The organism is Pseudomonas sp. GM80 (assembly GCF_000282515.1).
Lineage (GTDB): Bacteria > Pseudomonadota > Gammaproteobacteria > Pseudomonadales > Pseudomonadaceae > Aquipseudomonas.
The window spans coordinates 1-10,517 of sequence record NZ_AKJD01000138.1; the positions used below are offsets into that span (position 1 = coordinate 1).

Consider the following 10,517-nt stretch of genomic DNA (forward strand, 5'->3'; position numbering starts at 1 on the left):
GCAGGCTCACTCCTACAGAGTTCAGGGGTGGGTCAGATGGCACCGATTCACCTGTGCTGAAAACCCAAACATGTAGGAGCTGCCGCAGGCTGCGATCTTTTGATTTTGAGAACAAAATCAAAAGATCGCAGCCTGCGGCAGGTCCTACAGGGGGAATGTGGGGTTAGAGACCGGATTTGAGGCGGCTGAAGGCGCGGATCAGCGCGCGATTGAAGGCTTTGCCGTTGTCGTTTTTGCTGTACAGCGTGGCCCTGACGTCGGCCGAGGGGTAGGTCCCCGGATCATTGCGGATCGCTGCATCGACCAGACCGTCCGCCGCCGTGATCGCATTGGCGTAGTGAATGGTGTCGGTGATCGGCGCCATGACTTCCGCCGTCATCAAGTAATCCATCAGCGCCAGCCCGGCCTGCGGGTGCGGGGCGTCCTTGGGAATGACCATCGCGTCAAACCAGATCAACGTGCCCTCTTTCGGAATCCGGTAACTGAGTTTGAACGGTTTGTTCGCCGCCTCTGCCTGCCCCGCCGCGATCGCCACGTTGCCGTTCCACGACATCGCCACGCAGGTATTGCCGTTGGCCAGATCGCTGATGTTCAGGTCATTGTCGAAGTAGCGAATGTACGGACGGATTTTCGCCAGTTGCTGCTCGGCGAGTTTCAGTTCGTCGAGGTTTTGCCGGTTGATGTCCAGGCCCATGTACTTCATGACCGCAGCGAACACCTCGTTCGGATCATTGAGCAGGCTCACCCCGCAATCAGCGAATTTCGACACCACGGCCGGATCGAACAACATCGCCCAACTGTCCTTTGGCGCATCGGGCAAACGCTTATTGACCGCCTCCTCCTGATAGCCCACGCCCGTGGTGCCCCACGCGTAGATCCCGGCATAACGGTTGCCCGGATCGAACGCCGCCATGTGCTGACGGAATTCCTCACCGACGCCGGCAAAGTGCGGCACCCGCGCCTTGTCCAGCGGCTGAATCGCGCCGCTTTCGATGGCCCGTGACAGGTGCTGGCCTGCGGTCAGCACCAGGTCGTAGCCACTGCGCCCGGTGAGCAGTTTGGTCTCGACGGTTTCCAGTGAATCGAAATGATCGGCAACCACATGAATGCCGGTTTTCGCCTCGAAGTTTTTCAAGGTATCCGGGGCCAGGTACTCGCCCCAGATGTACAAGTTGACCACCGGTTTCGCGGTGTCGGCGGCCTGCACACACAAGGGTGCAAGCACCAGCAATAACGCTTGAGTCAGTTTGTGCAGGCGCATGGTCAGGCTCCCTTCTTGTGGACAGGCGTGCCGGCGTATTGCGGCATGGTGATGCACGCGACATTACCGCCGCCGAGGAGAATTTCCCGGGAGTTTTCGATGCCGACGATCTTCTGTTGCGGGAACAGTTCGGCCAGCGTCGCCAGGGCTACCCGATCCTGACGATCGCCAAACAGCGGCACCACGATCGAGCTGTTGCCGGCGTAGTAGTTGATGTACGACGCGCAGATTTTCGTGCCGGCCTGACGGGTGTGGGTGCTGTCCTGCTGGTCGAGGCCTTCGGCTTCCTCGGCGGTCCATTCGAGCACGTCCGGTTGCGGCAGTTTATGCACAGTCAACTCGCGCCCACGGCTGTCGCGGGTGCTGCGCAGAATGTCGTAGGCCTCTTGATAGATTTCCCACTGTGGATCGTCGCGGTTGTCGGTCCATTGCAGCACCACTTCGCCGGGACGGACGAAACAGGCGAGATCGTCGACGTGGCCATCGGTTTCGTCGAATTTGCAGCCGCGCGGCAGCCAGATGACTTGCTCGGCGCCGAGATAATCGGTGAGCCGCCGGGTGACTTCGTCCTTGCCCAGGTGCTGGTTGCGGTTGCGGTTGAGCAGGCATTGTTCGGTGGTGAGGATGCTGCCCTGACCGTCGCTCTGAATGCCGCCAAGTTCGGCAATCAACGGTGCGCGGTAGCGGTCGAAGCGCTCGATTTCGAGGATCTTGCTGGCAATCTGGTCGTCCTTGTCCCACGGGTAGTAGAGGCCGCCGTCGAGGCCGCCATAGGCGTTGAACTCGAAGTCGACGCCGCGCACTTCGCCGCTCTGGTCGTTGACCACGAAGCACGGGCCGCTGTCGCGGAACCAGGTGTCGTTGCAGGTCATTTCCACGACGCGCACTTGCGGTGGCAACTGGCGGCGGGCGGTGGCGAATTGCGCGGCCGAGGCGCAGACGGTGACCGGTTCGCTGTGGGAGATGGCGGTGACAATCTGCACCCAGACTTTCTGCGCCGGCTTGGCGCCGTTGCGCCAGACGTCGGTGCGTTCCGGCCAGCCGAGCCAGCAGCCGGACTTGCTTTCGAATTCGCCGGGCAGACGGAAGCCGTCGTGTTTAGGGGTGGAGTCGAGCAAACGTGCCATGGTCAAACCTCGTCTTCGCGATGGGAATGACCACAAGGTACGGGCGTTGGCTGCGGGCTCGCCAACGATGAATATTGCGGAACAGTTGAATTCAACTCATCAATCAGCCAGCTGATCGTTGAACCACTCAAGCATCTGCGCCACCGCCGGACGCTCCATGCGCACCCGTTCGCAGACCAGCGCATATTGGCCGAGCGCAGTCATGCTCCAGGAGAACGGCCGTACCAGCCGACCACTCTGCAAGTCTTCCTGCGCCGTGAGGTTGTCGCCCATCGCCACGCCCTGCCCTTGCGCCGCCGCTTCCAGCGCCAGACCTGCATGGGCGAAATACAACTGACGCTGCGGGCGTTGATCGCCGGCGTGACTGGTCAGCCAGGCGGTCCAGGTCTTGCCGTCCTGGTCGTCGTGCAGCAAGCAGTGGCGGGCCAGATCCTTCGGGGTTTTCAATGTGCCCTGGTTGAACAGGCCGGGGCTGCACACCGGGAAGAACTGCAGCGCCGGCAAGGGCCGCACGAAATAAGCGCTGCTGTCGGCCGGGCCGGTGCCGTAGGTGATCGCCAGGTCGATGTCTTCGCCGGGAGCGCTGGCGTCGATCGGTTGTTCGTAGAGGTGCAAGGTGATGTGCGGGTAGCGCGCGTAGAAATCGCTGAGACGACTCATCAGCCATTTCTGCGCCAGCTCAGCGGTGACGGCCAGGCGCAATACCGCCAGCGAGGACGGATCGCGCAGTTCATCGCAGGCATCGCCGATCAGTTCGAAGGCTTGCTGCAGACTCTGCATCAGGCGCCCGGCGGCGATGGTCGGGCGAATCTGCCGGCCTTCGCGGATGAACAGCGAGACGCCGAGCTGTTCTTCGAGCTGGCGGATCTGGTGGCTGACGGCGCTGTCGGTGACGCACAGTTCAGCGGCGGCCCGGCCAAAATGCGCGTGACGGGCGGCGCATTCGAAAGTGCGCAGGGCGGCCAGTGAGGGAAGTCGTCGCATGGGTTTTTGATCCCTGTTTTTAGGGGAACATGCTGACTTGGGGAAGAGTGGGCGTCCAGTGCAACCGCGTTATCGTTTATCGCGAGCAGGCTCACTCCTACAGGGGAATGCATTTCAAATTGTAGGAGTGAGCCTGCTCGCGATGGCGGCAACACATTCACCGCACATCTTCTAGGCTGAACCGAACCCATCCCAGCCAACCGGAGGCCCCCGTCATGCATTTAAAAGGCTCCTGCCACTGCGGCGCTGTCACCTTCAGTCTCACCAGCGCCCATCCCTACCCTTATCAACGTTGCTACTGCTCGATCTGCCGCAAGACCCAGGGCGGTGGCGGCTACGCGATCAACCTGGGCGGTGACGCGACCTCGCTCAAGGTTCACGGCCGCAAAAACATCGCCATCTACCACGCGAAGATGAAAGACGAAGGCGACAAGCGTGCCCATCGCAGCAGCGCCGAACGGCATTTCTGCTCATTGTGCGGCAGCGGTCTGTGGCTGTTCAGCCCGCAGTGGCCGGAGCTGATCCACCCGTTTGCCAGCGCAATCGATACGCCGCTGCCCGTGCCACCGGAGCACACGCACCTGATGCTCGGCTCGAAAGCTCCGTGGGTTGAGGTCGACGCCAAAGCCAAGGACAAACAATTCGACGTCTACCCCGAAGAATCCCTCGCCCAGTGGCACCAACGCCTCGGCATCAGCACCTGATAAACACCCCAATGTAGGAGCTGCCGAAGGCTGCGATCTGTTGATCTTGTTTTTAACTGTTGATCTTGTTTTTAAAAACCAACGTCAAAAGAAAACCAACGTCAAAAGATCGCAGCCTGCGGCAGCTCCTACAGGGGGATGCGGGGATTTTTGCTGGGGCAGTTCCCTTTTGTGTGTTTCGTTCGGTTAACCCTCAGAAGCACTTCAACGACCGATCGATTTGATGCAAAGGGATCTCCATGCCGTACGTCCGTTTTCGTTTTGCCTTGTGCCCGTTGGCGCTGGCGCTGCTGAGCCTTAGTGCCCAAGCCGCTGAAACCGCCGCCCTGCAACTGGGCGCCACCAATATTTCTGCCGAGGGTCTCGGCGCCACCACCGAAGACACTCACGCCTACACCACTGGCAGCATGTCCTCGGCCACCGGCCTGCCGTTGTCGATTCGCGAAACCCCGCAATCGGTCACCGTGATTACCCGCCAGCAAATGGATGATCGCGGCGTGCAAAGCGTCGGCGATGCGCTGCGCAACACGCCCGGTGTTTCGACGCAGAAATACGACAGCGACCGCAGCGAATTTTCCGCGCGGGGCCTGGCGATCACCAACTTCCAGTACGACGGCATCAACATCCCCTACGACGGTGTTTACGGCGAGAACCCGAACAACGGTGACGACGCCGCGAGCATCGACCGCGTCGAAATCATCAAGGGCGCGACCGGGCTGATGACCGGTAATGGCGACCCGTCCGCCACGGTCAACCTGATCCGCAAGAAGCCGACCAAGCAATTCAAGGCCTCGATCAGCGGCACCGTCGGCTCGTGGGATGCCTACCGCACTGTCGGCGACATCTCCGGTTCGCTGACCGATTCGGGCAATGTGCGCGGGCGTTTCGTCGGCGCTTACTCGGACAAGAATTCCTACCTCGATCACTACAGCCAGAAGAAAGACCTGTTCTACGGCATCCTCGAAGCCGACCTGACCGACGATACCCTGCTGACCTTCGGCATCGACAAGTCCAGCACCACCCCACGCGGCACCTCCTGGACCGGCAACCCGGTGTACTTCAGCGACGGTGGTCGCACAGACTTTGCGCGCCACTTCAACTCCGGTGCCGACTGGAGCCGTCGCGATTTCGACAACATCACCTACTTCGCCTCGCTCGAACAGGCGCTGGCCAATGACTGGAAATTCAAGGTCAGCGTCGACCAGAAAACCACCGACCACGACACTCGCCTGGCGTCGGCGAGCGGCGGCAACCCGGATCGCGCCACGGGTGAAGGGATGTTCCTGTACTGGGGCCGCTGGGAAGGCCATCGCGTGCAGAACACGGCTGACGTCAACGTCTCCGGTCCATTCTCCCTCGGCGGTCGCGAACATGAACTGGTGGCCGGCGTGATGACCGCGCACTCGCGCCAGACCGGTTCGACCTACGACACCAGCGCCTTTTCGCAAGTACCGGGGAGCATCTATGACTGGCGCGGCGATCTGCCAAAACAGGATTTCCCGAAGAACGGCAAGTACGAGCGCACACAGAGCCAGAACGGCATTTACCTGGCCACGCGCCTGCACCCGACCGATGATTTGTCGGTGATTCTCGGCAGCCGCTTGAGCACCTTCAAATACAACGAAGACTACGGCTACAACCCGGGCGCCGGGCTCGACGACACCCACGCCAGCTACAAGGAGCACGGCGTGGTCACACCGTACGCCGGGGTGGTTTATGACCTCGACGACACCTACTCGTTGTACGCCAGTTACACCAGCATCTACCAACCGCAAACCTATAAGGACAGCAACGGTTCGACCCTCGCGCCGGTCGAGGGCGACAGCTACGAGGCCGGCCTTAAAGCCGCGTACTTCGACGGTCGCCTGAACGCCAGTCTGGCGTTCTTCCGCATCGAACAGGACGGCGTTGCCGAGTCGATCGGCACCAATGCGGTGACCAACGAAGGCATTTACAAAGCCATCGACGGCGCCACCACCAAAGGCGTGGAACTGGAACTGGCCGGCGAACTGGCCGACGGCTGGAACGTCTCCGCCGGCTACACCTACGCGCGCAGCCGCGATGCCGACGAGCAGCGCATCTACGGTTATCCGCTGTCGACCACCAAGCCGGAACACGTGGTGCGCACTTTCACCACCTACCGTTTGCCCGGCGTGCTCGACAAAGTCACCGTCGGTGGCGGTGTGAGCTGGCAAAGCGCGTTCTACGGCAAGATCTACAGTGCGCCGGCCGGCGATTACACGCGCATCAAGCAAGGTGGCTACACCCTTGTCGACCTGATGAGCCGTTACCAGTACAACGAGCATCTGAGCTTTATGGTCAACGCCAACAACGTGTTCGACAAGCGCTACCTGACGGGGCTGGGCAACTTCGACACGACGTTCTACGGCGAGCCGCGCAATGTGATGCTGACGACCAAGTGGGATTTCTGATCTTCAGCTGATTTTTTGCTGCCTGTGCCGGCCCCATCGCTGGCAAGCCAGGCTCCCACAAGGTCTTGCGGCGTTGCCAATACAGTGGCAACACCGACCAACCCTGTGGGAGCTAGCCTGCTCGCGATGAGGCCAGCACGGCCAATACAATTCAATCCAGATGCGCCCAGCTCATCCGAAACGACGCCCCGCCCCACTCCGATTCGCCAACTTCAACCTGCCCGCCATGGGACTGCGACACCCGCCGCACCAATGCCAGGCCCAAACCAAACCCGCCGGTACGCCGATCCCGGCTGGCATCCAGCCGAGAAAATGGCTCGAAAATCTTCTCCCGCCCTTCCAGCGGCACGCCCGGGCCATCGTCGTTTACGCGCACTTCGTAATAATCGCCGTGGCGCACCAGGGTCACTTCGACTCGCTGCTCGGCATAACGAATGGCGTTGCGCAGCAGATTGATCACTGCCCGCGCCATGAACCGCGGTTCGATGCGCACGGTGTCGAGCCGGCAATCGCTAATCAGCAACTGCACCCCCGCCGCTTCCGCTTCCAGCGCCACGCTGCCGACGACGCTGTCGAGCCAGTTGGCGGCCTGAATGTTCTCGCGTTTGATCACCGTCGCGCCGCGCTCAAGGCTGGCGTAGGTCAGCAGTTCGGAAACCATCTCCTCCAGCTCGCCGAGGTCGGCGTACATGTCGGCGATCAGTTCGCGGTTCTGGCTGGCGTCCGGTTGCTGCTTGAGTTGATCAAGTTCGAATGACAACCGCGCAATCGGCGTGCGCAATTCGTGAGACACGGCATTGGTCAGCTCGCGCTGATTGGCGATCAGTCCCTCGATGCGTGCGGCCATCAAGTTGAAGTGCTCCGCCAGATCGCGGATGTTCGAGCGTTTCGACAATTGAATACGCGACGACAAGTCGTTGCCGCCGAAACGCTCGGCGGCCAGCCGCAGCTTTTCCAGGTCACGCCAGTGCGGACGCACCCAGAAAAACAGGACGATACCGATCACCACGGCAATCATCAGGTACGCCGCGACGATGTAGAAAGGCATCAGGCTCGGTTCGGCGGGCAGGCGAATACTCAGCAACTGCGCGCCGCCATCGATCGCGGAAATGTATTGGCTGTATTTGTCGCGGATGACCAGCAAGCCATCGGCCAGCTCGGTTTTTTCCTCGTCGGTCAGGTTCAGTTGGCCGGCATCGACCAGCGTCAGCCCCAGCCCGTAGTGCGGGCGTATCGATTGCAGCTGGTTTTCCCGGGCCGGGCCATCGAGTTCACGTAACTGCTGAGTGAGCGTCCAGGCCTGACCGCGCACGGCTTCACGGTTGTAGTCGCGTTGCTGATAATCGAGCAGCGCATCGAACGTGTGTTCAACCGTCTGCAACGCCAACACCAGCCCCACCGTCATGACCAGAAACAGCCCGAAAAATAACCGCAGCATCTACAGCTCCCACGCGAACGGATTGAACAGATACCCCTTGCCCCACACAGTCTTGATGCACACCGGTTCGCGGGGGTTGTCCTTGAGCTTGTTGCGCAACTTGCTGATGTACACGTCGACGCTGCGGTTAAGGCCATCGAAGGCAATGCCGCGCATGCGATTGAGGATGTCATCGCGCGAAAGAATCTTGCCGGCGGCACTGGCCAGCAACCAGAGCAGCTCGAATTCCATGGTGGTCATTTCGATGATCTCGCCGGCCAGGCGCACTTCGCGACAACTGCGGTCGATGCTCAACCGGCCGAACTCCATGGCGCTGACCACGCTGTTGTCCGGCACCTGACGTCGCTGCAAGGCACGCAACCTGGCCAGCAGAACCGGCGGCTTGATCGGTTTGATCACATAGTCGTCGGCTCCCGATTCAAGCCCGAGGATGTGATCGAGGTCGTCTTCCTTGGCCGTCAGAATCACGATCGGCGTGTCCGACACGCTGCGAATCTCGCGGCACACCTGCAGACCGCTCTGCCCCGGCAGCATCAGGTCGAGCACCACCACTTTCGGCTTGAATTCAAGAAACGCGGCCACGGCCAGATCGCCGCGATGCACCGAGCGGACTTCGTAGCCATGTTGTTCGAGGAAGTGCGCGATCAGCGCCGCGAGGCGCTCGTCGTCTTCCACCAGCAGGACTTTGCCAAAACCCAGGTTATCCATAACGACCGTGTGCCAACCCATGTGTGAAAGGGTCGACATTATGGCGGCATTCGTGGGTGGAAGCCGGTTATCGGTGATGTTTCATACTCTTAAGAGTTTTTAACAATCACACGCAAAAGATCGCAGCCTCCGGCAGCTCCTACATTTGGAATGCGTTTCCCCGTAGGAGCTGCCGAAGGCTGCGATCTTTTGACGTTGTTTTTTCGAACAGGGCTATGCCGCGACAGGCACACCGCTGTGAAACCGGAATTCTTCGTCCGGCGACTCAATCAGCTCTTGCTCGGCAGCACGAACCCGCACGATCACTTGCTCAACGTCCTTGGCCTCGCCGTACTGATAGGCCAGCTTCAGGTACCCCTGAAAATGCCGTGCCTCGCTTTTCAGCAGGCCAAAGTAGAACTTGCCGAGTTCTTCGTCCAGATGCGGCACCAGCGCTTCGAACCGTTCGCAACTGCGCGCTTCGATAAACGCCCCCACCACCAGCGTATCCACCAGTTTCACCGGTTCATGGCTACGCACCACCTTGCGCAGGCTCGACGCATAACGGCCGGCGTGCAACTGGCGCAGCTCGATCTTGCGGCGTTTCATCAGGCGCATGACCTGTTCGTGGTGTACCAGTTCTTCCCGTGCCAGACGCGACATCATGTTGATCAGGTCGACGTGGGAATGGTACTTGGCTATCAGGCTCAGCGCGGTGCTGGCAGCCTTGAACTCGCAGTTCTTGTGGTCGATCAGCAGGGTTTCCTGATCGGCCAGGGCGGCCTGGACCCAGGCGTCTGGCGTGCGGCAGCCAAGGAATTCGTGGATTTCGGGAAGGATCATGGGGCTCACGGTAAAGGTGTTCGAGCGAAGGGCGCCGATTATACCGGCCTGCCCGCAGACCACCAGCCGCCCGCGTTGATATGCATCAAGTCACGGGCGCATGAGCAGCAACTATAGTTGTGCAACGCCGTGCCTTTTCTTTGCTGGAGACTCCGCTCATGCAAGCCATTCGCAGCATTCTGGTGGTCATCGAACCCGAACATTCGGAAAGCCTGGCGCTCAAGCGCGCCAAGTTGATCGCGGGTGTGACCCAGGCCCATCTGCACCTGCTGGTGTGCGACAGAAAGCACGACCACGCCGGCATGCTCGGCGTGCTCAAGGCCGCGCTGCTGGCCGACGGTTACAGCGTCACCACCGAGCAGGCGTGGAACGAAAGCCTGCATGAAACCATCATTGATGTGCAGCAGGCCGAGGGCTGCGGGCTGGTAGTCAAACAGCATTTCCCGGACAGTTCGCTAAAAAAAGCCCTGCTGACCCCGGCAGACTGGAAACTGCTGCGCCACTGCCCGACCCCGGTGCTGCTAGTGAAAACCGCCAGTTCGTGGAAGGACAAAGTGATTCTGGCGGCGGTGGATGTCGGCAATGTCGATGGCGAACACCGGCATTTGCACACAACGATCATTGATCATGGCTACGACATTGCCAGTCTGGCCAAAGCGCACCTGCATGTGATCGCAGCGCATCCCTCACCGATGTTGTCAGCGGCGGACCCGACGCTGCAACTGAGCGAAACCATCGAGGCGCGCTATCGCGAACAATGCCGGGCGTTTCAGGCGGAGTTCGATGTCGATGATGAACATCTGCACATTGAGGAAGGGCCGGCGGATGTGTTGATTCCGTTCATGGCGCACAAGCTGCAGGCGGCGGTGACGGTGATTGGCACGGTGGCGCGGACCGGTTTGTCAGGGGCGCTGATCGGCAATACCGCGGAAGTGGTGCTGGATGCGCTGGAAAGCGACGTGCTGGTGCTCAAGCCGCAGGAGGTTGAGGATCATTTGGTGGAGTTGGCGGTGAAACATTAAAGATCGCAGCCTTCGGCAG

At 60.6% G+C, this 10,517-nt stretch carries 9 protein-coding genes; 3 read left to right on the plus strand and 6 right to left on the minus strand.

Translation table 11 applies throughout. From position 1 onward, the window contains the following. Positions 1-163: 163 nt before the first annotated feature. The 3 genes from PMI37_RS19835 to PMI37_RS19845 all read right to left on the minus strand — a co-directional run bounded on the left by PMI37_RS19835 (position 164) and on the right by PMI37_RS19845 (position 3,372). Positions 164-1,261 (minus strand): extracellular solute-binding protein, encoded by a 1,098-nt coding sequence (locus PMI37_RS19835; RefSeq protein ID WP_008084207.1) that lies wholly within the window; start codon positions 1,259-1,261, stop codon positions 164-166. Between the two features lie 2 nt (positions 1,262-1,263). Then, positions 1,264-2,388 (minus strand): agmatine deiminase, encoded by a 1,125-nt coding sequence (gene aguA, locus PMI37_RS19840; protein WP_008084210.1) that lies wholly within the window; start codon positions 2,386-2,388, stop codon positions 1,264-1,266. A gap of 99 nt (positions 2,389-2,487) precedes the next feature. Continuing rightward, on the minus strand, positions 2,488-3,372 hold the full coding sequence (locus PMI37_RS19845) for a LysR substrate-binding domain-containing protein (protein ID WP_008084211.1): 885 nt from the start codon (positions 3,370-3,372) through the stop codon (positions 2,488-2,490). A gap of 215 nt (positions 3,373-3,587) precedes the next feature. Between PMI37_RS19845 and PMI37_RS19850 the strand changes: the two genes are divergently transcribed. After that, positions 3,588-4,076, plus strand: a complete 489-nt coding sequence (locus tag PMI37_RS19850) for a GFA family protein (RefSeq protein ID WP_008084213.1) — start codon at positions 3,588-3,590, stop codon at positions 4,074-4,076. A gap of 239 nt (positions 4,077-4,315) precedes the next feature. Next, positions 4,316-6,508, plus strand: coding sequence for a TonB-dependent siderophore receptor (locus PMI37_RS19855; protein WP_008084215.1), 2,193 nt, complete (start codon positions 4,316-4,318; stop codon positions 6,506-6,508). A gap of 151 nt (positions 6,509-6,659) precedes the next feature. Here PMI37_RS19855 and PMI37_RS19860 read toward each other — a convergent pair whose 3' ends face one another. From PMI37_RS19860 to PMI37_RS19870, 3 genes are all read right to left on the minus strand, one after another. Further along, complete coding sequence (locus PMI37_RS19860) at positions 6,660-7,946, minus strand: ATP-binding protein (RefSeq protein WP_008084216.1); 1,287 nt, start codon at positions 7,944-7,946, stop codon at positions 6,660-6,662. Further along, positions 7,947-8,654, minus strand: coding sequence for a response regulator (locus PMI37_RS19865; RefSeq protein ID WP_045123211.1), 708 nt, complete (start codon positions 8,652-8,654; stop codon positions 7,947-7,949). A gap of 213 nt (positions 8,655-8,867) precedes the next feature. Beyond that, a complete protein-coding gene (locus PMI37_RS19870; RefSeq protein ID WP_008084220.1) occupies positions 8,868-9,476 on the minus strand; it encodes a tRNA-(ms[2]io[6]A)-hydroxylase in 609 nt (202 codons plus the stop codon). Between the two features lie 158 nt (positions 9,477-9,634). Between PMI37_RS19870 and PMI37_RS19875 the strand changes: the two genes are divergently transcribed. Next, positions 9,635-10,498, plus strand: coding sequence for a universal stress protein (locus PMI37_RS19875; protein ID WP_008084221.1), 864 nt, complete (start codon positions 9,635-9,637; stop codon positions 10,496-10,498). The last annotated feature ends 19 nt before the right edge of the window (positions 10,499-10,517 follow it).

Bases quoted from the DNA above. Each gene is read 5' to 3' on its own strand.
- PMI37_RS19865 (WP_045123211.1), bottom strand. From the start codon at position 8,654: ATGGATAACCTGGGTTTTGGCAAAGTCCTGCTGGTGGAAGACGACGAG.
- PMI37_RS19870 (WP_008084220.1), bottom strand. From the start codon at position 9,476: ATGATCCTTCCCGAAATCCACGAATTCCTTGGCTGCCGCACGCCAGAC.
- PMI37_RS19855 (WP_008084215.1), top strand. From the start codon at position 4,316: ATGCCGTACGTCCGTTTTCGTTTTGCCTTGTGCCCGTTGGCGCTGGCG.
- aguA (WP_008084210.1), bottom strand. From the start codon at position 2,388: ATGGCACGTTTGCTCGACTCCACCCCTAAACACGACGGCTTCCGTCTG.
- PMI37_RS19850 (WP_008084213.1), top strand. From the start codon at position 3,588: ATGCATTTAAAAGGCTCCTGCCACTGCGGCGCTGTCACCTTCAGTCTC.
- PMI37_RS19875 (WP_008084221.1), top strand. From the start codon at position 9,635: ATGCAAGCCATTCGCAGCATTCTGGTGGTCATCGAACCCGAACATTCG.
- PMI37_RS19835 (WP_008084207.1), bottom strand. From the start codon at position 1,261: ATGCGCCTGCACAAACTGACTCAAGCGTTATTGCTGGTGCTTGCACCC.
- PMI37_RS19860 (WP_008084216.1), bottom strand. From the start codon at position 7,946: ATGCTGCGGTTATTTTTCGGGCTGTTTCTGGTCATGACGGTGGGGCTG.
- PMI37_RS19845 (WP_008084211.1), bottom strand. From the start codon at position 3,372: ATGCGACGACTTCCCTCACTGGCCGCCCTGCGCACTTTCGAATGCGCC.